This window comes from Pseudonocardia nantongensis (assembly GCF_046546495.1).
GTDB lineage: Bacteria > Actinomycetota > Actinomycetes > Mycobacteriales > Pseudonocardiaceae > Pseudonocardia > Pseudonocardia nantongensis.
This window is the reverse complement of the sequence record NZ_JBKGXT010000032.1, coordinates 1-21,922: the sequence shown is the minus strand read 5'-3', so window position 1 is coordinate 21,922 and position 21,922 is coordinate 1. Positions and strand designations below refer to the sequence as shown.

Below are 21,922 nucleotides of genomic sequence, written 5' to 3'. Positions count from 1 at the left end.
GCCGCGGCCGGTCATCCGAGATCCGCCGCGTACGCCGCGCAGCACGCGGCCACCTCGGCGACCAGACCGGCCTGCAGCGCGGACGCGCGGGTCGCGACGTCGACCGCGGTCCGCCCGGACGCGGCCACCGAGTCGCGCACCGCGGCCAGGTCCGCCGCCGGTGGGGTGGCCGGGGCCACGACCTCGCCGGGGGTGCGCCCGCCGACCTGGTCGAGCGCGGTGGCGTGCGCCATCCGCGCGGCCCGCAGCGGCTCCAGCCGCCCGGCGAGCCCGGGGTCGGCGGTGACCGCGGCGGCCACCAGGGCCGCGTCCATCCGGGCACCGTCGGCCATCGCGAGCAGGGCGTCGCCGGCGTCGGCGCGCTGGTCGGCGTCGCCGGAGCAGGCTGCGAGCAGCGCGGGGAGCGCGGCGGCCGCGGCGGCGCTCACCAGCACCTGCCGGCGGTTGTAGGAGGGGGCCCGGCGGCCCGCGGGCTCGCCGGTCGCGGCCGCCGTCGCGGATCCGGCTCCGGGCGACGCGGCCGGTACCGGCACGGTGGGTCTCCGGTCCGTCACGGTCGCTCATGCTGCCAGCCGGGCCCGGAGCGCCCGCCACCGACGGGTGCCGACCGGGCGGCCGGACCGCTCGCCGACCGCGACCCCCGGCGCCGGGGAGTGGCGCGATAGGCTCGTCGGCCGTCCACGCCGTTCGCGCTCCGTCCGCCACCCCGCCGTCCCCGCACGCCGCTCGCCGCGGTCGCGGTGCGTCGCGTCCGGACGGTGGCGCCACGGTGGGCGGCGAACGAGCGACGAACGAGGAGAGGCATCGATGAGCAGTCCGGACCCCGCACAGCTGTCCGCGCAGCTGCGCGGCGTGCTCGAACCGGTGGTCACCGGTGCCGGGCTCGAGATCGACGCCGTGGAGGTCCGCACCGCCGGCCGGCGGCACGCGGTCAAGCTGGTCGTCGACCTTCCCGACGGCGCGACCGCGACCGGTATCGATCTCGACGACATCGCCCGGCTCAGTCGCACCGCGGCCGCCGAGCTGGACCCGCACGAGCACCTGATCGAGGGCTCCTACACCCTCGAGGTGACCTCGCCCGGCATCGACCGGCCGCTGACCCGGCCGCGGCACTGGAAGCGCAACTTCCTGCGCTTGGCGTCGATCGAGCTGGCCGGCGGGGAGAGCCTGGAGGCCCGGATCGGGCGCGCCGACGACGACGGCGTCCAGGTCGCGGTGCCCGGCCGCAAGCAGCCCGAGCTGCGCGAGCTGGCCTACGCCGACATCACCCGCGCGCGGGTGCAGGTCGAGTTCAAGGCTCCGCCGAACGCCGAGGCCGCCCTGCTGGACCCGAACCACGGCGCCACCGACCGGAGCGCCGGGACCGACGGCGCGAACGAGGAGAACCGGTGAACGTCGACATCCCCGCGCTGCGGGCCATCGAGCGGGACAAGGAGATCCCGTTCGAGACCGTGCTCGAGGCCATCGAGACGGCGCTGCTCACCGCCTACAAGCACACCGAGGGCCGGCACGACGACGCCCGGATCGACATCGACCGCAAGACCGGTGTCGTGCGGGTGATGGTGCGCGACCCCGCGGACGCCGACGCCGACGGAACGCCCGGCCCCGAGTTCGACGACACCCCCGAGGGTTTCGGTCGGATCGCCGCCACCACCGCCCGCCAGGTCATCGTGCAGCGGCTGCGCGACGCCGAGCACGAGCGCACCTACGGCGAGTTCTCCACCAAGGAGGGCGAGGTCGTCGGCGGTGTCGTGCAGCGCGACGCCCGGGCGAACGCCCGCGGCGTGGTGGTCGTCGAGCTGGGCGGCGGGACCGAGGCCGTGCTGCCGGCGGCCGAGCAGGTGCCCGGCGAGGTCTACCGGCACGGCGACCGGGTGCGCTGCTACGTGATCGGCGTGAACCGCGGCCCCCGCGGGACGTCGATCACGCTGTCGCGGACCCACCCCAACCTGGTCCGCAGGCTGTTCGTGCTGGAGGTCCCGGAGCTGCTCGACGGCTCGGTGGAGATCGTGTCGGTGGCCCGCGAGGCCGGGTTCCGCTCCAAGATCGCCGTGCGGTCCACCCGTCCCGGGCTGAACGCGAAGGGCGCCTGCATCGGTCCGATGGGCGCCCGGGTGCGCGGCGTGATGGGGGAGCTGGCCGGCGAGAAGATCGACATCATCGACTGGTCGGAGGACCCGGGCGAGTTCGTCGGGAACGCGCTGTCGCCGTCCAAGGTGGTGTCGGTGACGGTGCTCGACGAGCGGGCCCGGATCGCCCGCGTGGTGGTCCCGGACTTCCAGCTGTCGCTGGCCATCGGCAAGGAGGGGCAGAACGCCCGCCTGGCGGCCCGGCTGACCGGCTGGAAGATCGACATCCGGAGTGACGCCGATCCACGTCCCCAGCTCGGGCCGGACGGCGATCCGGTCGGGGTGCCGTCGTAGGCCGGAGGGCGGGGCGGGCGGGCACGGGAATGCCCGCCGGGACCCCTGCGCTACACTCGGTACCGGCCCGCCACCGTGGGCCGTCATCCGAACGCGCCGGGTCGGGTCCGATCCGCACCTGCGTCGGGTGCCGGGCCCGGGAGCAGGCCGACGGACTGTTGCGGGTGGTCGCGGAGAACGGACATCTCGTCCCGGACCCGCGCCGCCGCCTCCCCGGCCGGGGTGCCTGGTTGCACCCCGTCACGGGGTGCCTCGACCGGGCCGAGCGTCGCTCGGCGTTCACCCGGGCGCTCCGCGTCCGGGGCGCACTGGACGCCACCGACGTACGGAAGCGGCTGCAGGATCAGCAGGGTTCCGGGACCTTCCCGGGGCCGACAGCGGAAGAAAGCAAGGTCGACCCGTCATGAGCCAGCTGTGAAGATCGCACCATGAACGTGCTTCGACACTAGGCATGAGGTCGAGCGGGAAGTGCCGCCCGGCCTCCGTTTCGAACAAGGAGAGCAGTGGCAGGCAAGGCCCGCGTGCACGAGCTCGCGAAAGAGCTCGGTATCAGCAGTAAGCAGGTCCTCAGCAAGCTGCAGGACCTCGGGGAGTACGTGAAGTCTCCCTCGTCCACCGTCGAGGCCCCGGTCGCGCGCAAGCTGCGCGACTCGATGGCCGGCGGTGGTTCCGGTGGTGGTGGCAACGGCCAGCGCCGCGGTTCCGGTGCCCCCGGCGGCGGTCGTCCGCGCGCCGGTGGTGGCGCCCCGCCGCGGGGTGGGTCCGGTGCTCCGTCGCCGTCCCGTCCGAGCGCACCCCAGCCCGGCCCGACGCCCGGTGCGTCGCCGTCCGGGCCCGCGCCGAAGCCCGGACCGCGTCCGGGCCCGCCGCAGGGTGCCCCGTCGCCGTCCCGGCCGGCCGCCCCGAAGCCGGGTCCGGCCGCGCCGAAGCCCGACCGGCAGGAGCCCGCGGCTCCGGCCGCGGACGCCGGGTCCCCGGCACCGGCGGCCCCGAAACCGGGTCCCGCCGCGCCGAAGCCCGGTCCCAAGCCGGGACCGAAGCCCGCCGAGGCGCCGCAGCAGCCCGAGGAGGGGCGGCCCGCCTCCGGCGGCCAGCAGGGCGGTGCCCCGCGTCCGGGTGGCGGCGACGGCCCCCGCCCGCCGAAGCCGGGCCCGCGCCAGCCGCGGGTCGGCAACAACCCGTTCGGTGTCGGCCAGGGTTCGCCCAAGCCGGCTCCGCGTCCGGGCCCGCCACCCCAGCAGGGTGGCGGTCAGTCCGGTGGCGGCGCCGCGGCGCCGGCCGCCCGCTCCGGTGAGGCCCCGCCGCGCCCGCCGCGTCCCGGCGGTGCCGGCGGCGCGGGCGGCGCCGGTGGTGGCGCGGGCCAGGGTGGCCCGCGGCCCAGCCCGGGCAACATGCCCCCGCGTCCGAACCCGGGCATGATGCCCTCGCGTCCGGCGGCCGGCCGGCCCGGTGCTCCCGGCCGTGGCGGTCCCGGTGGCGGCCGTGGTGGCCCCGGCGGTGGCCGTGGTGGTCCCGGTGGCGGTCGTCCCGGTGGTGGCGGCGGCGGTTTCCGTCCCGGTGGCGGCGGTCCCGGTGGTCCGCCCCCGGCCGGTGGCTTCCGTGGCCGTCCCGGTGGTGGCGGTGCTCGTGGCCGCGGCGGTGCCGCGGGCGCGTTCGGTCGTCCCGGTGGTCCGGCCCGTCGTGGGCGCAAGTCGAAGCGGCAGAAGCGCCAGGAGTTCGACTCGATGGCCGCGCCCTCGGTGGGCGGCGTCCGCCTGCCCAAGGGCGGCGGCGAGACGATCCGGCTGCCGCGTGGCGCATCGCTGACCGACTTCGCCGAGAAGATCAACGCCAACCCGGCCTCGCTGGTGCAGGTGCTGTTCCACCTCGGTGAGATGGTCACCGCGACGGCGTCGGTGTCGGACGAGATCCTGGAGCTGCTCGGCCAGGAGATGAACTACCGGGTCCAGGTCGTGTCCCCCGAGGAGGAGGACCGCGAGCTGCTCGAGTCGTTCGACATCGAGTTCGGCGACCTCGGCGACGAGGACGCGCTGGCGGCCCGCCCGCCGGTGGTCACCGTCATGGGTCACGTCGACCACGGCAAGACGCGCCTGCTGGACACGGTCCGCAAGGCCAACGTCCGCGGGGGCGAGTCCGGTGGCATCACCCAGCACATCGGCGCGTACCAGGTCCCTGCCGAGCTGGAGGGCGAGGAGCGGCTGATCACGTTCATCGACACCCCGGGCCACGAGGCGTTCACCGCCATGCGTGCCCGCGGTGCGAAGTCCACCGACATCGCGGTGATCGTGGTGGCGGCGGACGACGGCGTGATGCCGCAGACCGTCGAGTCGATCAACCACGCCCAGGCGGCGGAGCTGCCGATCGTGGTCGCGGTGAACAAGATCGACGTCGAGGGTGCGAACCCGGACAAGATCCGCCAGCAGCTCACCGAGTACAACCTGGTGGCCGAGGAGTACGGCGGCGACACCATGTTCGTCGAGATCTCGGCCAAGCAGGGCACCAACATCGAGTCGCTGCTCGAGGCGATCCTGCTGACCGCGGACGCGGCGCTCGACCTGCGGGCCAACCCCGACATGGACGCCCAGGGCGTCACCATCGAGGGGCACCTGGACCGCGGCCGCGGCCCGGTGGCCACGGTGCTGGTCCAGCGCGGCACGCTGAAGGTCGGCGACTCGGTCGTGGCCGGCGACGCCTCCGGGCGTGTCCGGCGGATGGTCGACGAGCACGGCGCGGACGTCACCGAGGCGCTCCCGTCGCGTCCGGTGCAGGTCATCGGCCTCACGTCGGTCCCGGGTGCGGGCGACACGTTCCTCGTCGTCGACGAGGGCCGGGTGGCCCGCCAGATCGCCGATCGGCGGCGCGCCCGCGAGCGCAACGCCGAGCTGGCGAGCCGTCGCAAGCGCGTCAGCCTGGAGGACCTGGACGCCGCGCTGAAGGAGACCAACACCCTCAACCTGATCATCAAGGGTGACAACTCGGGCACCGTGGAGGCGCTCGAGGAAGCCCTGATCAAGTTGGACGTGGGCGAGGAGGTCGACCTGCGGGTCATCCACCGCGGCGTCGGTGGCATCACCGAGGGCGACATCAACCTCGCCATCGCGGACAACGTCATCGTCATGGGCTTCAACGTCCGTGCCGAGGGCAAGGCCACCGAGCTGGCCACCCGCGAGGGCGTCGAGATCCGCTACTACTCGGTGATCTACCAGGCGATCGACGAGATCGAGGCGGCCCTGAAGGGCATGCTGAAGCCGGAGTACGAGGAGGTCGAGCTTGGCCGCGCGGAGGTCCGCGAGGTCTTCAAGTCCTCCAAGTTCGGCACCATCGCCGGTTGCCTGGTGATGGGCGGGGAGATCCGCCGGAACGCCAGGGCGCGCCTGATGCGCGACTCGCGGGTGATCCACGAGAACCTCCCGATCTCGTCGCTGCGCCGGTTCAAGGACGACGTGGTCGAGGTCCGCGAGGGCTACGAGTGCGGTCTGACGCTGGGCAGCTACTCGGACATCAAGGTCGACGACGTCATCGAGACGTTCGAGATGCGCGAGAAGCCGCGCGCCTGAGTCCCGGCGGTCGAGGGACGAGGCAGCGGAACTGAGCGGCGTGAGCACGTCGAGCGGGGCGGCCGGGGAACCGGCCGCCCCGCTCGTGTCTCGGTGTCCCGGAGTCCCGGAGGTGCAGGTGTACATCGGTGCCCTGGAGTGCGACGTGCTGCTCGGTGACGTCCGGTCGCTGAAGCAGAAGCGGTCCGCGGTGCGGCCGCTGCTGGCCGAGCTGCGCCGGTTCGAGGTGGCGGCCGCCGAGGCCGGTCACCAGGACCTGTACCGGCGCGCCCTGATCGGCGTGAGCTGCGTCGCCGCCGACGCCGGGCACGTCCGGTCGCTGCTGGAACGGTGCGAGCGGCTGGTGGCCGCACGCCCCGAGATGGAACTGCTGTCGGCCCGGACGCGCCTGTTCGGTCCGGACGACGAGACCTCCTGACGCGCTTAGACTCGGCGGCTGTCAGCCGGTGGAAGGAGCACGACATGGTCGACCACGCGCGCGCCCGCAAGCTCGCGAAGCGGATCTCGCAGATCGTCGCGGAGGCCCTGGAACACGAGGTCAAGGATCCCCGGCTCGCGATGGTGACGATCACCGACACCCGGGTCACCGGCGACCTGCGCGAGGCCACGGTCTACTACACGGTGATGGGAGCGACCGTCGACGCCAGCCCGGACACCGCGGGCGCGGCGGCGGCGCTGGCCAGCGCCGCCGGCGTGCTGCGCAGCCGGGTCGGGCAGCAGACCGGTGTCCGGCACACGCCGTCGCTGGCGTTCGTGCCGGACGCGGTGCCGGACGAGGCCCGCCGGATGGAGGAGCTCCTGGCCCGCACCCGCGAGTCGGACGCCGAGGTGGCCCGGATGGCCGCGACGGCGACTCCGGCCGGCGATGCGGACCCGTACCGCGCTCCCCGCGAGGAGGAGCAGGAGTGAGCCGCCGGTGACCGGCCCGACCGGCCCCGTGCCGGGGCCGGTGACACCCGCCGGTGCCGCCGCGCTGCTGCGCGGGGCACGGGAGGCACTCGTCGTCGGGCACGTTCGGCCGGACGCCGACGCGGCCGGCAGCGCGATCGCGCTGGCGACCGCGCTGCGCCGGGCCGGGACCCGGGCGGTCGTCTCGTTCGGCGGCCCGGACCCGGCCCCCGGCACCGTCGCGGTGCTCGACCCGGACGGGGTGACGGTGCCGCCCGCGGACGCCCCCCGGGAGCCGGACCTGCTGGTGTGCTGCGACATCTCGTCGCCGCGCCGGCTCGGCGATCTGGCCGACCGGCTGGACTCCGCCACCGCCACGCTGGTGATCGACCACCACGCGTCGTTCACCGGGTTCGGGACGTATCACCTGGTCGACCCGACGGCACCGGCGACGGTGCTGCTGGTCCGTGCGGTGCTCGCCGAGTTCGGCACGCCGCTGGACCCGGTGCTGTCCCGCACGCTGTTCGCGGGTCTCTACACCGACACCGGCGGCTTCCGCTGGGGCGGCGCGGACGCCTTGCGGCTCGGGGCCGAGCTGGTGGACGCCGGTGCCGAACCGCGCGACCTGCTGCGCGAGCTCACCGGCACCCGGCCGTTCGCCTGGCTGGCCGCGCAGGCCACCGTGCTGGCCGGGGCGCGCCGCGAGCCGGACGCCGCCGCCGGGGCCGGGCTGGTGTGGGCGGAGGTCGACGTGGCCACCGCGACCCGCTTCCGGGACCAGACGATGACCCTGATCGGTCAGCTGCTGGCCACCGCCGGGGACGGGGTGGCCGCGCTGCTCACCGAGACGGCACCGGGCGAGTGGTCGGTCTCGCTGCGCGGCACCGGGACCCCGGACCTCTCCCGGGTCGCGACCGCGCTCGGCGGCGGCGGGCACCCGGCCGCCGCCGGCTTCGAACGCGCCGGCACCCGCGACGGGCTCCTGACCCTCCTGCGCGCCGAGCTCGCCCCTGATCCCTGCCACACCATGGAGCCCTGACGCGCGTCGGGGAGGCACTGGAGGCCATCAAGAGTCCACCACGCGGGTGGGGGTGGTCCGGGGTAGGGAGGTCGGCGTGCGAGCCGTAGCGTGTCCTGTGATCAGAGGAGGTATGTCGTGAGTTCCGAGTCCGCTCCGGCCCCCGGGGGCGACAGCGCATGGCGTGAGTTCCTCGGGGCGTGGGTGCGCAACCCGGCCCGGGTCGGGGCCGTCTGGCCCAGCTCGTCGCGGCTCTCCGCGCGACTGGCCCGGATCGCGCCCGGGCAGGGCACTCCGGTCGTGGTCGAGCTCGGACCGGGCACCGGGGCGGTGACCACCGAGGTGTCCCGCCGGATCGCGCCGGGCGGGCGGCACCTCGCGGTCGAGCTCGACCCGGCGATGGCGCGCTACCTGCAGCGCAGCCACCCGGGCGTCGACGTGATCAACGGTGACGCCGCGAAGCTCACCGAGCTGCTCGCCGAGCGGGACGTGACGCAGGTGGACGCCGTCATCTCCGGCCTGCCCTGGTCGCTGTTCGACCGGGCCACCCAGCGGGCGATCCTCGGCCAGGTCGTCGAGGTGACCGGCGAGACCGGGGCGTTCGCGACGTTCGCGTACTCGCACACGATGCCGATCCCGTCGGCCCGGCGGTTCAAGGCGACGCTGCAGGAGACGTTCGACGAGGTCGTCGCCACCCGCACGGTGTGGCGCAACCTCCCGCCTGCGTTCTGCTACCTGTGCCGGCGTCCGCGGCTGCGCGACTGAGCGGTGCGCGGACCCGACACCACAACGGGCGGCGCCCGGGACATCCTGCGGCTGGCGGTGCCGGCGCTGCCGGTGCTGGCCGCCGAGCCGCTCTACGTGCTGGTGGACACGGCCGTCGTCGGCCGGCTCGGGGCACTGCCGCTGGCCGGGCTGGCCGTCGCCGGAGTGCTGTTCGCGCAGGTCACCACCCAGCTGAACTTCCTGTCCTACGGGACGACCGCGCGCGCCGCCCGGTTCTACGGCGCCGGCCGGCGGGCCGCCGCGGTCTCCGAGGGGGTGCAGGCGACCTGGCTGGCGCTGGCCGTCGGGCTGCTGGTGCTCGGCGCCGGACAGCTGCTGGCGGCCCCGGTCGCCGGGGCGCTCGCCGGCGGCGCCGAGATCGCCGACGGCGCGGTCGGCTGGCTGCGGGTCGCCCTGTTCGGCGCCCCGCTGGTGCTCGTGACACTGGCCGGCAACGGCTGGATGCGCGGGGTGCAGGACACCGTGCGGCCGATGCGCTACGTGATCGCCGGCAACGCGCTGTCCGCGGTGCTCTGCCCGTTCCTGGTGCACGGCGTCGGCTCCTGGGACGGCTGGGGGCTGGAGGGCTCGGCGGTGGCCAACGTGGTCGCCCAGAGCGTGTCGGCCGGGTTCTTCCTGCGGGCGCTGGCCGTCGAGCGCCGCCGTGCTCCTGCGGACGACCCGGTCCGCCTGACCCCGGACACCACGGTGCTGCGCGCCCAGGTGACGATGGGCCGCGACCTGGTGCTGCGCTCGCTGGGGTTCCAGGCCTGCTTCCTGTCCGCCACGGCGGTCGCCGCCCGGTTCGGGGCCGAGTCGGTCGCCGCGCACCAGATCGTGCTGCAGCTGTGGGTGTTCCAGTCCCTGGTGCTCGACGCCGTCGCGATCGCCGCGCAGGCGCTGGTCGGGTCCGCGCTGGGCGCCGCGCACGACGAGGCGGGCACCGGCCGGGCACGCGCGGTCGCGGCCCGGGTGACCCGCTACGGACTGCTGCTGGGGTGCCTGTTCGGGGTGCTGTTCGCGGGCCTGTACACCGTGCTGCCCCCGGTGTTCACGGCCGACCCCGCGGTGCTCGCGACGGTCCCGGCCGCGTGGTGGTTCTTCACCGCCCTGCAGCCGATCGCCGGCGTGGTGTTCGCCCTGGACGGCGTGCTGCTCGGGGCCGGCGACGCCGCGTTCCTGCGCACGACGACGCTGCTCGGCGCGCTGGCCGGGTTCCTGCCGCTGATCTGGCTGTCGCTGGTGTTCGGCTGGGGGCTGGCCGGGATCTGGACCGGCCTGGCCGCGTTCATGGTGGTCCGGCTGGTGGCGGTCGGTCTGCGGGCCCGTTCCGGCCGGTGGGCGGTTCCGGGGGCCGTCCGGACGTGATCGGCTCCCCGGCCCCGTCCGGCAGCGGCAGCCGCACCGCGAACACCGTCCCGCCGCCGGTGCGCGGGGCGACCGCGACGTCCCCGCCGAGCCGGCGGGTGATCCGGTCGACCAGGGCCAGGCCGATCCCGCGCGGGCACCCGCCGGAGCCGGAGCGGGTGCTGAAGCCGAAGGTGAACAGCTCCCGCGCGGCCTCCGCATCGACGCCGGGCCCGCTGTCGGCCACCTCCAGGACGGCCACCGCGCCCTCGGTCCGGACGGTGACGGCGACCGACCGCTCCCGGTCGCGGGGCAGCGCCGTCACCGCCTCCAGGGCGTTGTCGACCAGGTTCCCGGCCAGCGACACCAGGTCGTCGGCGGCGAACGGCAGCCGTAGCCCGGGCAGCACGTCCGGGTCGCAGGCGTCGGCGACCGTGAAGGCGACGTCGTTCTCCACCGCGGTCCACGCCTTGTCGGCGAGCAGGGCGGCCAGCACCGGGTCGAGCACCGCGGCCGTCACCCGGGCGCCGGGTCCGCGGGTCCGGTCCAGCGCCGCGCTGCCGGCCGCGGCCGCGTCGCCGCTGTCGCCGAGCTCGATCAGGGTCAGCACGGTCTGCAACCGGTTCGCGAACTCGTGGGCCTGCCCGGAGAGCGCGGCGACCTTGTCCCGGGCGTCGTCGCGCTCGCGCAGCGCCCCGGCCAGCTCGGTCCGGTCGCGCAGGGTGAACACCCGGGTGTCCGGGCCCGCCGCCGGGCCGGCAGCCCGGCTGTTGCACAGCAGCACCCGCTCGCCGGCCAGCGCGGGCTCGTCGTGCAGGTCGGTGTGCAGGCCACGGCGCAGCACGGCGAGCACGGCCGGGTCGATGTCCAGCGCGGTCAGCGGGCGTCCGGGCCGGGCCGGGTCCGTGGGGTCCGCGGGGCAGGCCCCGGCCAGCGCGAGCAGCCGGCGGGCCTCGGCGTTGACGACGACCAGGCGTCCGGACCCGTCGACGACCAGCAGCCCCTCGCCGACGGCGTGCAGCACGGCCTCGTGGTGGGTGTAGGCGGCGGTGATCTCCTCGGGCTCCAGCCCGAGGGTCTGGGTGCGCAGCCGCCGGGCCAGCAGCACGGCCAGCGCGACGCCGAGCAGCAGCGCCACCACCGCGGCGGCGACGATCGCCAGCAGCGAGCCCAGCGCCAGGTCACTGACCCGGGTCTGCAGCACCCCGACCGACACGACGGCGATCACCCGGCCGTCGGCGACGACCGGCACGACGGTGCGCACCGACGGCCCGAGGGTGCCGGTGTAGATCTCGGTGAACGTCCGGCCGGCCAGCGCGGGCGCGACGGTGCCCTGGTACCCGAGCCCGATCTGGGCCGGGTCGTAGTGCGAGTAGCGGACCCCGGCCGGTGACATGACGACCACGAAGCTGGTGCCGGTCGTGGCGCGCACCCGCTCGGCGACCGGCTGCAGGACGCGGGAGAGCGCGGGGACGTCACCGCCGGCCCGCAGCGACCCGAGGACCTCGGGGTCGGCGGCCACGCTCGTGGCGGTCGCCCGGGTGAGCCTGCCCGCGGCGTCGGTCTCGATCTCGCGGGCACCGTAGGCGCCGAGCGCGGCGAGGCCGCCGACGGTCAGCAGCACGGTCACGACCTGCAGCACCAGCAGCTGCCGGACCAGGCGCGACCCGCGCAGCGACGAACGGAACGGCCGGAGCACGGGCCCACCCTGCCACCACGGGGTGGCGGGGCGGGACCGTGCACCGGCCGTCATGCGCAGGACCGGTCGCCGGGCTCAGGCGCCGGCACCGACCTTCTCCCGGGTGCCGGACTCCGGCGCGGTGTCCCCGGTGTCCTCGTCGGCCGGCTCGGTTCCCGTCCCGGCACCGTCGTGCGCGGCGGCCATGTCGGCATCGACCAGGGTCGGGTCGTCCAGCACCGCGGCGAGCCGCTCGCGGTCCAGCTCGCCGTTCCAGCGAGCCACGACCAGGGTGGCGACGACGTTGCCGATCGCGTTGGTCAGCGCCCGGCCCTCGGACATCACCCGGTCGATGCCGACGATCAGCGCCAGTCCGACCACGATCGCCTCGGGGGTGAAGAACTCGCCGCCGAAGGCCTGCAGCGACGCGGCGAGGGTGACCAGCCCGGCCCCGGTGACACCGGCGGCGCCCTTCGAGGTCAGGACCATCAGCACGGCCAGGCCGATCTGCGCACCGATCGGCAGCGTCTCGCCGCCGGCCTGGATGATGAACAGCGCCCCCAGGGTCAGGTAGATGCAGGTGCCGTCCAGGTTGAACGAGTAGCCGGTCGGGATGACCATGCCCACGGTCTGCTTGGACGCGCCGGCCGACTGCAGCTTGGTCAGGAACCGCGGCAGCACCGACTCCGAGGACGAGGTGCCGACGATGATCAGCAGCTCGTCCTTGATCAGCCGGACGACCTTGAGGACGTTGAACCCGGCGGCCCAGGACACGGCGCCGAGCACGACGAGGACGAACGCCGCGCAGGTGCCCCAGAAGACCAGCATCAGCTTGCCGAGGTCGGCCAGCGCCGCCGGGCCCATCTGGCCGACGGTGTAGGCCATGCCGCCGAACGCGGCGACCGGCGCCGCCCACATGATGATCTTGATGATCCCGAAGATCACCTGGGCGATCGACTCGATACCGCCGACCAGCCGGGTGCGCAGGTCGTCGTTCAGTGCCGAGATCGCGCACGCGGTGAGGATCGCCAGCACCAGGACCTGCAGGACCGAGTTCTCCACGAACGGTCCGAAGAAGCTGTGCGGCAGCAGCGAGTCCTGGATGAAGGGGATGATCCCCGACTCCTGGCCACCGGTCGCGGCCTCGTCACCGGCCTTCGCGAGCGCCGCGGGGTCCGGCCGGCCCTCGAAGCCGGCACCCGGCTGGAAGACGTTGCCCGCGATCAGCCCCAGCGCCAGCGCGATCACCGTCATGACCAGGAAGTAGCCCAGCGCCCTCAGCGCGAGCCCGCCGGCCCGGGCCAGGTTGCCCAGCGAGGCGATGCCGACGATCACGGTGCAGAAGATGACCGGCCCGATGATCACCTTGATCATCTGGACGAAGGTGTCGGCGATCCACTTGGTCTGTGCGGCGAATCCGGGGGCGACGAGCCCGACCGCGATGCCGGCGGCGATGCCGACGATCACCCAGAACCAGAGCTGGGCGTAGAACTTCTTCTTCTGCCGGGTGGGGGTGGATCTCCCCGCCCCGGATGAGCCGGCTGCTGCGGCGACCTCGGCCATGTCCGTCCTCCTCGACGTGTGCGGTGCCGGGAACCATGCGGGCGGGCCGTTCCGCGCGACAACCGCGCCGGCACCGGGTTTGAGGAAGCCTTGAGGAAGGGCCGGTTAGGCTCCCGGCCGTGCGGGTGCTCTTGGTCGAGGACGACCCGGTCCTCGGGGACGCGTTGCGTCGCACCCTCGTCGCGCACGGGTACCCGACCGACCTGGTCACCAGCGGGAGCGCGGCGCTGGCCGGGGTCGCCGAGCGGGAGCCGGACGTCGTGCTGCTCGACATGGGCCTGCCGGACCGGGACGGCCTCGGCGTCTGCAGGGAGCTCCGGGAGCGGTCCCGGGTGCCGATCCTCGCGATCACCGGCCGCGGCGACGTCGCGGCCCGGGTGCAGGGCCTGCGCTCGGGCGCCGACGACTACCTGGTCAAGCCGGTGTCCACCGAGGAGCTGCTGGCCCGGATCGAGGCCGTGCTGCGCCGCGCCACCGGTGCCGCGATGAGCGCCACGATCTCGGTCGGCGACGTCGTCGTGGATCTGGACCGGCGCGCGGTCCTCGCGGCCGGCGAGGAGGTCGGGCTGACCCGCAAGGAGTTCGACCTGCTGGCGGCGCTGGCCCGCCGGGAGGGCGCGGTGCTGCCCCGCACCGAGCTGCTCGAACAGGTCTGGGGGATCGCCGACACCTCGACGGCCCGGACCCTGGAGGCGCATGTCGCGTCGCTGCGCTCCAAGCTCGGCGACCGCGAGGTCGTGCTCACCGTGCGGGGGGTCGGGTACCGGCTGGCCCGCTGAGCCACGCTCCTACGATCGGCGCTCGTGCCCCGCAACCCGCCCCCGCCGCCCGGCCTCGTGATCGTCGACAAGGACCGCGGCCCGACCTCGCACGACGTCGTCGGGAAGCTCCGCCGGATCATGGGCACCCGCAAGGTGGGGCACGCCGGCACGCTGGACCCGATGGCGACCGGCGTGCTCGTCGTCGGGATCGAGCGGGCCACCAAGCTGCTCGGCCACCTGTCGCTGGACACCAAGGCCTACACCGCGACCGTCCGGCTCGGGACCGGCACCGACACCGACGACGCCGAGGGCACGCCGCTCGGGGAGCCCGCGGACACCGCCGGGGTGACCGAGGACGCGGTACGTGCCGCGATGGCCACGCTGACCGGCGACATCGAGCAGGTGCCGAGCGCGGTGTCCGCCATCAAGATCGACGGAAAGCGGGCCTACCAGCGGATCCGGGACGGCGAGACCGTGGAGATCCCGGCCCGGCCGGTGACGGTCTCCGGGTTCGCGCTGCTCGGGCTGTGCCGGGACGGACCGTGGTGCGACCTCGACGTCGCCGTGGAGTGCTCGTCCGGGACCTACGTCCGGGCGCTGGCCCGCGACCTGGGTGCCGCGCTCGGCACCGGCGGGCATCTGACGGCGTTGCGCCGCACCCGGGTCGGGCCCTTCACCCTGGAGCACGCCCGCACCGTCGAGGAGCTGGCCGCCGCCCCCGGGCTGTCGCTGGACGTGGCCGCGGCCGTCGGGACCGCGTTCCCCCGGCTGGACGTCGACGATGCCGCCGCCGACGACGTCCGGTTCGGCCGGTCGCTGCCGGCCGCGGGGCTCGCCGGCACGTTCGGCGTCTTCGGCCCGGACGGCACGGCGCTGGCGCTGATGGCCGACCGCGGCCCGGTCGCCCGCCCGGTCGTGGTACTCGCCGCGGCCGGCTGACCCCGGGCCCCGGGTGGGCTGCCCGACTTGTTCCCCTAGGCTCACCGCCGTGCAGCGCTGGCGAGGTCTGGAGGCCGTACCGCCCGGCTGGGGACGGTGCGTCGTGGCCGTCGGGGTGTTCGACGGGGTGCACCGCGGGCACCGGCAGCTCATCGCCCGGGCGGTGCAGGAAGCTCGGCAGCGGGGGCTGCCCGCGGTCGTCGTGACGTTCGATCCGCACCCGGCCGAGCTGGTCCGCCCCGGCACCCACCCGGCCCGGCTGTCCACCCTCGACCGGCGCGCCGAGCTGGTCGCCGAGATCGGCGCCGACGTCTTCTGCGTCATCCCCTTCACCGAGCAGCTGTCCCGGATGGCCCCGGCCGGGTTCGCGCACGAGGTGCTCGTCGACAAGCTGCACGCCGCCGTCGTCGTGGTGGGGCGGAACTTCACGTTCGGCCACAAGGCCGCCGGCGACGTGACGACGCTGGCCGAGCTCGGCCGCCGCTTCGGTTTCGTCTGCGAGGCGCTCGACCTCATCACCGAGCGGAGCGCAGGCGCAGCGAGCATCGACACCGCCGACGAGGTCACCTTCTCCTCCACCTACATCCGATCCTGCATCGACGCGGGCGCCGTCCGGGACGCCGCGCACGCGCTGGGCCGCTGGCACCGGGTGGACGGCGTGGTCGTGCACGGCCACAAGCGGGGCCACGACCTGGGATTCCCGACCGCGAACGTGGCGTGCCCGCCGCACACCGCGATCCCGGCCGACGGGGTCTACGCCGGCTGGTTCGGCATCGGCGGCCGCCGGCTGATGGCGGCGGTGTCGGTCGGAACCAACCCGACGTTCTCCGGGCGGGTGCGCACCGTCGAGGCCTACGTGCTCGACGTCGACGAGAACTTCTACGGCCACGAGGTCGAGGTGGAGTTCGTCGCCCGGCTGCGCGGTCAGGAGCGGTACGACGGGATCGAGCCGCTGATCGCACAGATGAACCTCGACGTCGAGAACGCCCGGGAGATCCTCACCGCGGCCGGCGCCGCGACCGGGCCGGACGACGCCACCGCCGGTCCGGGGCCGGTCGGCACCGGCTGAGTGGAAACCCCCACCCGGGGCGGAACCGACCCGGCCCGTGCGCGGCCCGGCGCAGCATCCGGCCATGACCGATCCTGCCGAGCCGGTGCCCGCCGGTCCCACCCGCGACCCGGTCGCGGCGAACCGGCGCCGGCAGCGCGAGCTCTACGGCGAGCCGCTGGGGGAGCGGGTGCACCGGCTGCTCGCGGCGCTCGGGATCACCCAGGCCCGGCTCGCATCGGTGCTCGGGCTCAGCCCGGCCATGCTGTCCCAGCTCTCCGGTGCCCGCCGGGTGAAGATCGGCGACCCGGCCGTGCTGGGCCGGATGGCCGCGCTGGACCGGCGGGTGGCGTGCGGGCCGGTGCCGCCGGACGAGGTGGCCGCGCTGCTGGACCGGGTCCGCGCCGCCGGGACGCCGTGGGGGCCCGCCGTGGGCTGCCGCTGTGCCCTGCCGGATCCGGCCGGCGGCCCCGGTGTGTCCGGGCCCGCGGCACGGCCGGTGGCCCGGGCGGGCACGTCCGGGAGAGCGCCGGGGACGGCCACGGCGCCGCCCGGCGCCCGGATCCCGGCGCCCCGCCGGCCGTCCACGCCGCCGGGGCCGTCGGCGGAGGACGCGTTGCGCGGGGTCACGCCGCCCGCTCGCCTGGTCGCCGCCGCCGCGACGCTGGCCGCGTCGTTCCCGGAGATCGCCGAGGTGCTCCGGCGCGCCGCCGCCCGCCGATGACCCGCAGGCCGTCCGCGTCGCAGCGGTACAGGATCTGATCGCCGGTGGCGCCGATGAGGCTGTTCACGGCGGTGTGGCCGGGTCCGGAGGCGGCGGCCGCGCTCGAGGCCGCGCTCGCCGTCCGCCCGCCCTGGCACCCCGACGGCGGCTGGCGGCCGGTCCCGCCGGAGCGCCGGCACATCACCCTGGCATTCCACGGCGACGACGAGCCCGGGCCCCGGGCCCGGGTGCTGGACGCCGCGCTCGCCGGGCGGCCCGCGCCGCGGCTGCGGCTGGCCGGCGTCGGGACCTTCCGCGGCGTGCTGTGGGCCGGGGTGGAGACGGTGGACGGGGCGCTGCGCGACCTCGCGGTCGGCGCGGGCGCGGATCCGGTGGCGTTCCGGCCGCACCTCACGCTGGCCCGCCGTTCCCGGGGCGACGACCGGCGCCGGCCGGCGCTGGCCGACGACCCGGGCCCGGCCCCGGGGCCGTGGTGGACCCCGGCCGAGGTCCTGCTGGTCCGCAGTGACACGAGCCGCAGTGACACGGTCCGCGGTGACACGAGCCGCGGTGACACGGTCCGCGGTGACACGCGCCGGGACGGCGCCGGCCGCAGCGGCCCCGTCTACACGGTGGTGCACCGGGTGCCGCTCGCGCGCGACCGGACCTGACCAGCACCGCCGCCGGGTCGGCGGTGGCCGCCGGCGGTGTCGCTGGTACCGTTTCGTCCCGGGTCCGGCTGCAGTCCGTGGTGGCCGAGACCGTCTACCGCCCGCTCCGCCGGTACCCGCGATGCGTGTCCGGCGATCCGTGGACCGGATCGAGGGGAGCGGCACGGCCCCACGGACCGCACATGATGAAGGAGTTGCCGCAGTGGCCCTGACCACCGCCGAGAAGAAGTCCACGCTGGAGAAGTACGGCACGCACGAGAGCGACACCGGGTCTCCCGAGGCCCAGGTCGCGCTGCTGACCCAGCGGATCATCGGACTGACCGAGCACCTGAAGCAGCACAAGCACGACCACCACTCGCGTCGTGGCCTGCTGCTGCTGGTCGGCCGCCGCCGCCGGCTGCTGAAGTACCTGCGCTCCGTCGAGGTGGCGCGCTACCGCTCGCTGATCGAGAGGCTCGGCCTCCGCCGCTGAGTCCCCGCGACCCGGTACCGGATCCCCGGTGCCGGGTCGCCGCGCATCGGGCCCCGTGCCCGGTGCGGCACAACTGCATCCGCACCGCCGCGGGCGACGGGTCCACTCCGCCGGTCCTCGGTAGTGGTCCCCGGGAACAGGGTTCCCGAGGGCTTCGATCGAAGACCGGCCCAGCCGAGGAGCTCCCGGACGTCGTCGGCGGTGTGCAGAACGAGACACTCCCAACGACGAGGAGAGCATCCCCGTATGACCGAACAGAGCGTTATCTCCGAGGACGGCGTGCACGAGAGCACCGCCGTCATCGACAACGGGACCTACGGCACCCGTACGGTCCGATTCGAGACCGGGCGGCTCGCCCGCCAGGCCGCCGGGTCCGTCGTCGCCTACCTGGACGACGAGACCATGCTGCTGTCCGCCACGACCGCCTCCAAGCGGCCGAAGGACCAGTTCGACTTCTTCCCGCTGACGGTGGACGTCGAGGAGCGGATGTACGCCGCGGGCCGGATCCCCGGCTCGTTCTTCCGCCGCGAGGGCCGCCCGGGCACCGACGCGATCCTCACCTGCCGGCTGATCGACCGTCCGCTGCGCCCGTCCTTCGTGGACGGTCTGCGGAACGAGGTCCAGGTCGTCGTGACGATCATGTCGCTGGACCCGAAGGACCCCTACGACGTCGTGGCGATCAACGCCGCGTCGGCGTCCACCCAGCTCTCCGGCCTGCCGTTCTCCGGCCCGGTCGGCGGTGTCCGGGTCGCGCTGATCGCGAACGAGGCCGGCACCGACACCCAGTGGGTGGCCTTCCCGACTCACGACCAGCTCGAGCGTGCCGCGTTCGACATGGTCGTCGCGGGCCGGATCGTCGGTGACGGTGACAACGCCGACGTGGCGATCATGATGGTCGAGGCCGAGGCCACCGGGCAGACGATCGAGCTCGTCGACGGCGGCGCCACCGCCCCGACCGAGGACGTCGTGGCGGACGGCCTGGAGGCCGCGAAGCCGTTCATCCGCTCGCTGTGCGTCGCGCAGCAGCAGCTGGCCGACGTCGCGGCGAAGCCGACCGCGGACTACCCGGTGTTCCCGGCCTACCAGCCGGACGCCTTCGAGGCCGTCTCCGAGGCGGTCGAGCAGGAGCTGGCGCAGGCGCTGACCATCGGCCCCAAGCAGGAGCGCGAGACCCGCACCGACGAGATCAAGGCGTCGGTGCTGGACAAGCTGGGCGAGCGCTTCGCCGGTCGCGAGGCCGAGCTGGGCAACGCGTTCCGGGCGCTGAACAAGAAGCTGGTCCGCCGGCGGATCCTGACCGACAAGGTCCGGATCGACGGCCGCGGCCTGACCGACATCCGGCCGCTGTCGGCCGAGGTCGAGGTCGTCCCGCGGGCGCACGGCTCGGCGCTGTTCGAGCGCGGCGAGACCCAGATCATGGGCGTCACCACGCTGAACATGCTGCGCATGGAGCAGACGATCGACTCGCTCGGTCCGGAGACCTCCAAGCGCTACCTGCACCACTACAACTTCCCGCCGTTCTCCACCGGTGAGACCGGCCGGGTCGGCTCGCCCAAGCGCCGCGAGATCGGGCACGGCGCGCTGGCCGAGCGGGCGCTGCTGCCGGTGCTGCCGAACCGCGACGAGTTCCCGTACGCGATCCGGCAGGTCTCCGAGGCGCTGGGCTCGAACGGCTCGACGTCGATGGGCTCGGTCTGCGCGTCCACGATGTCGCTGCTCAACGCCGGCGTGCCGCTGAAGTCGCCGGTCGCGGGCATCGCGATGGGCCTGGTGTCCGACGAGGTCGACGGCCAGACGCGCTACGTCGCGCTGACCGACATCCTCGGCGCCGAGGACGCGTTCGGCGACATGGACTTCAAGGTCGCCGGCACCAAGGAGTTCGTGACCGCGCTGCAGCTCGACACCAAGCTGGACGGCATCCCGTCCGAGGTGCTGGCCGCCGCGCTGGGCCAGGCCCGCGACGCCCGCCTGACCATCCTCGAGGTGATCGGCGAGGCCATCGACGGCCCGGACGAGATGAGCAAGTACGCGCCGCGGGTCACCGCGGTGAAGGTCCCGGTCGACAAGATCGGCGAGGTCATCGGCCCGAAGGGCAAGATGATCAACTCGATCACCGAGAAGACCGGTGCCGACATCTCGATCGAGGACGACGGCACGATCTACGTCGGTGCGAACGACGGCCCCTCCGCGGAGGAGGCGATCGGCATGATCAACTCGATCGCCAACCCGCAGCTGCCGAAGATCGGCGAGCGGTTCCTGGGCACGGTGGTCAAGGCCGCCGCGTTCGGTGCCTTCGTCTCGCTGGTCCCCGGCAAGGACGGCCTGGTCCACATCTCGAAGCTCGGCAACGGGAAGCGGATCAGCAAGGTCGAGGACGTCTGCAAGGTCGGCGACAAGATCCGCGTCGAGGTCACCGACATCGACAACCGCGGCAAGATCAGCCTGGTCCCGGTCCAGGAGGGTGACGCCGAGGGCGGCGCCGCCACGGACGGGGACGCGGTGGAGGCCGAGGCCGAGGCCGGCGAGGCTCCGGCCGAGGCCGCCAACCCGAGCTGATCCGTGCCGGGAGAGAACGACCACGCGGCGGCGGCCCGGGAGCAGTACGGCTCCCGGGCCGCCGCCCGTGTGTCGGCCCCCGCCGCCGACCCGGACACCGTCGACGGCGCCGTCCGGCGCAGTGATCTGCCCGGCGGTGTCCGGCTGGTCACCGAGGCGGTGCCCGGGGTCCGGTCGGTCGCGATCGGCATCTGGATCGGGATCGGCTCGGTGGACGAGGTCGGCGAGCGGGCCGGCGCCGCGCACTTCCTGGAGCACCTGCTGTTCAAGGGGACCCGCCGGCGCTCCGCGGCCGGGATCGCGGAGGAGATGGACGCCGTCGGCGGTGAGCTGAACGCGTTCACCGCGAAGGAACACACCTGCTACTACGCGCACGTGCTCGACACCGACGTCGCGCTGGCGGTGGACCTGCTCGCGGACGTGGTGACCGACGCCGAGCTCGCGCACACCGACGTCGAGCTGGAACGCGGCGTCGTGCTCGAGGAGATCTCGATGCGCGACGACGACCCGGAGGACCTGCTCGGCGACCTGTTCGACCAGACCCTGTTCGGCGAGCACCCGCTGGGCCGCCCGGTGATCGGCACCGAGGAGTCGATCCGGGCGATGAGCCGGGACACGCTGCACGACTTCTGGCGCGGTGAGTACACCACCCCGCGGATGGTGGTCGCCGCGGCCGGGAACCTGGAGCACTCCTCGGTGGCCGAGCTGGTCGCGGTCGCGCTGTCGGCGGCCGCCGACCGGCACCGGGACACGGCCGCGGTGCCGCCGCGCACCGCCACCGGGGTTCGCCCGGCCCGGACCGGGAACCTGAGCCTGCAGCCCGACGACTCCGAGCAGGCGCACGTGATGCTCGGTGTCCCGACACCCGGACGGCACGCGCCGGGCCGTCCGGCGCTGGCGGTGCTCAACACCGCGCTCGGCGGCGGGCTGTCCTCGCGGCTGTTCCAGCAGGTCCGCGAGCAGCGCGGGCTCGCCTACCAGGTCTACTCCTCGACCGTGCGCTACGCCGACGCCGGCGCGCTGTCGGTGTACGCCGGCTGCGCCCCGGAGCGGCTCGGCGAGGTCGCCGCCGTCGTCCGGGACGTGCTGGCCGGGGTGGCCGCCGAGGGCCTGCACGAGGCCGAGGTGACCCGGGCCCGGGGCGCGCTGCGCGGCGGGCTGGTGCTGGGTTGCGAGGACACCGCCTCGCGGATGAACCGGCTCGGCCGCGCCGAGCTGGACCACGGCCGGCAGCGCTCGCTGGCGCAGAGCCTGGCCCGGATCGACGCCGTGACCCCGGCCGAGGTGGCCGCGCTCGCCGCCGAGCTGCTCGACCAGCCCCTCACCGCCGCCGTCGTCGGGCCCTACGAGGACGCCTCCGACCTCCCCGCGCCGCTCCGCGACCTGTGAGTGGTTATCGCGGTCCTGACCGCGTGTCTGTGCTCAGGACATCCGAGACAGTTGATGTCTCACCACATCGCGGACACTGATCAAGCCCAGCGGGGTGGGCGGGCCGGTCGGATCCGGTCAGCCTGCCCCGTGTGGGCAGAACAG

The 21,922-nt window shown here is 74.7% G+C and carries 20 protein-coding genes; 17 read left to right on the top strand and 3 right to left on the bottom strand.

What is annotated here, in order from left to right; all coding sequences use genetic code 11:
* Window positions 1-11: 11 nt before the first annotated feature.
* On the bottom strand, window positions 12-554 hold the full coding sequence (locus ACLFMI_RS25485) for a hypothetical protein (RefSeq protein ID WP_410950495.1): 543 nt from the start codon (window positions 552-554) through the stop codon (window positions 12-14).
* 253 nt (window positions 555-807) lie between these two features.
* On the opposite strand from ACLFMI_RS25485, the gene rimP reads away from it, so the two are divergent.
* The 9 genes from rimP (at window position 808) to ACLFMI_RS25440 (ending at window position 10,019) form a co-directional block, all read left to right on the top strand.
* Window positions 808-1,392, top strand: a complete 585-nt coding sequence (rimP, locus tag ACLFMI_RS25480) for a ribosome maturation factor RimP (protein WP_410950494.1) — start codon at window positions 808-810, stop codon at window positions 1,390-1,392.
* Entirely contained in the window at window positions 1,389-2,423 is a 1,035-nt protein-coding gene (gene nusA / locus ACLFMI_RS25475; protein WP_410950493.1) for a transcription termination factor NusA, read from the top strand. Before rimP ends, nusA begins: the two co-directional genes overlap by 4 nt.
* Before the next feature lie 29 nt (window positions 2,424-2,452).
* Entirely contained in the window at window positions 2,453-2,830 is a 378-nt protein-coding gene (locus ACLFMI_RS25470) for a YlxR family protein (protein WP_410950492.1), read from the top strand.
* A gap of 96 nt (window positions 2,831-2,926) precedes the next feature.
* Entirely contained in the window at window positions 2,927-5,980 is a 3,054-nt protein-coding gene (infB, locus tag ACLFMI_RS25465; RefSeq protein ID WP_410950491.1) for a translation initiation factor IF-2, read from the top strand.
* A 118-nt stretch (window positions 5,981-6,098) separates the two neighbouring features.
* On the top strand, window positions 6,099-6,398 hold the full coding sequence (locus ACLFMI_RS25460; RefSeq protein WP_410950527.1) for a DUF503 domain-containing protein: 300 nt from the start codon (window positions 6,099-6,101) through the stop codon (window positions 6,396-6,398).
* 44 nt (window positions 6,399-6,442) lie between these two features.
* Window positions 6,443-6,889: a 30S ribosome-binding factor RbfA gene (rbfA, locus tag ACLFMI_RS25455; RefSeq protein WP_410950490.1), complete on the top strand. Its 447-nt coding sequence runs from the start codon at window positions 6,443-6,445 to the stop codon at window positions 6,887-6,889.
* A 7-nt stretch (window positions 6,890-6,896) separates the two neighbouring features.
* Entirely contained in the window at window positions 6,897-7,907 is a 1,011-nt protein-coding gene (locus tag ACLFMI_RS25450) for a DHH family phosphoesterase (protein ID WP_410950489.1), read from the top strand.
* Between the two features lie 117 nt (window positions 7,908-8,024).
* A complete protein-coding gene (locus tag ACLFMI_RS25445) occupies window positions 8,025-8,651 on the top strand; it encodes a class I SAM-dependent methyltransferase (protein WP_410950488.1) in 627 nt (208 codons plus the stop codon).
* A gap of 3 nt (window positions 8,652-8,654) precedes the next feature.
* Window positions 8,655-10,019 carry an MATE family efflux transporter gene (locus ACLFMI_RS25440; protein WP_410950487.1) on the top strand — a complete coding sequence of 455 codons (1,365 nt, stop codon included), beginning with the start codon at window positions 8,655-8,657 and terminating at the stop codon, window positions 10,017-10,019.
* On the opposite strand, the gene ACLFMI_RS25435 is transcribed toward ACLFMI_RS25440, so the two are convergent.
* Window positions 9,940-11,697, bottom strand: coding sequence for a sensor histidine kinase (locus ACLFMI_RS25435; RefSeq protein WP_410950486.1), 1,758 nt, complete (start codon window positions 11,695-11,697; stop codon window positions 9,940-9,942). The two genes, ACLFMI_RS25440 and ACLFMI_RS25435, sit on opposite strands and share 80 nt — an antisense overlap.
* Window positions 11,698-11,772: 75 nt before the next feature.
* Complete coding sequence (locus ACLFMI_RS25430; protein WP_410950485.1) at window positions 11,773-13,239, bottom strand: cation:dicarboxylate symporter family transporter; 1,467 nt, start codon at window positions 13,237-13,239, stop codon at window positions 11,773-11,775.
* 119 nt (window positions 13,240-13,358) lie between these two features.
* Between ACLFMI_RS25430 and ACLFMI_RS25425 the strand changes: the two genes are divergently transcribed.
* The 8 genes from ACLFMI_RS25425 to ACLFMI_RS25390 all read left to right on the top strand — a co-directional run bounded on the left by ACLFMI_RS25425 (window position 13,359) and on the right by ACLFMI_RS25390 (window position 21,778).
* On the top strand, window positions 13,359-14,018 hold the full coding sequence (locus ACLFMI_RS25425; RefSeq protein WP_410950484.1) for a response regulator transcription factor: 660 nt from the start codon (window positions 13,359-13,361) through the stop codon (window positions 14,016-14,018).
* Between the two features lie 24 nt (window positions 14,019-14,042).
* Window positions 14,043-14,939 carry a tRNA pseudouridine(55) synthase TruB gene (gene truB / locus ACLFMI_RS25420; RefSeq protein ID WP_410950483.1) on the top strand — a complete coding sequence of 299 codons (897 nt, stop codon included), beginning with the start codon at window positions 14,043-14,045 and terminating at the stop codon, window positions 14,937-14,939.
* Between the two features lie 49 nt (window positions 14,940-14,988).
* On the top strand, window positions 14,989-16,008 hold the full coding sequence (locus tag ACLFMI_RS25415) for a bifunctional riboflavin kinase/FAD synthetase (protein WP_410950482.1): 1,020 nt from the start codon (window positions 14,989-14,991) through the stop codon (window positions 16,006-16,008).
* A gap of 64 nt (window positions 16,009-16,072) precedes the next feature.
* Window positions 16,073-16,711, top strand: coding sequence for a hypothetical protein (locus ACLFMI_RS25410; RefSeq protein ID WP_410950481.1), 639 nt, complete (start codon window positions 16,073-16,075; stop codon window positions 16,709-16,711).
* Between the two features lie 53 nt (window positions 16,712-16,764).
* A complete protein-coding gene (locus tag ACLFMI_RS25405; RefSeq protein ID WP_410950480.1) occupies window positions 16,765-17,361 on the top strand; it encodes a 2'-5' RNA ligase family protein in 597 nt (198 codons plus the stop codon).
* 202 nt (window positions 17,362-17,563) lie between these two features.
* Window positions 17,564-17,833 carry a 30S ribosomal protein S15 gene (gene rpsO, locus ACLFMI_RS25400; RefSeq protein ID WP_410950479.1) on the top strand — a complete coding sequence of 90 codons (270 nt, stop codon included), beginning with the start codon at window positions 17,564-17,566 and terminating at the stop codon, window positions 17,831-17,833.
* 246 nt (window positions 17,834-18,079) lie between these two features.
* A complete protein-coding gene (locus tag ACLFMI_RS25395; protein ID WP_410950478.1) occupies window positions 18,080-20,389 on the top strand; it encodes a polyribonucleotide nucleotidyltransferase in 2,310 nt (769 codons plus the stop codon).
* Between the two features lie 69 nt (window positions 20,390-20,458).
* On the top strand, window positions 20,459-21,778 hold the full coding sequence (locus tag ACLFMI_RS25390; protein ID WP_410950526.1) for a M16 family metallopeptidase: 1,320 nt from the start codon (window positions 20,459-20,461) through the stop codon (window positions 21,776-21,778).
* The last annotated feature ends 144 nt before the right edge of the window (window positions 21,779-21,922 follow it).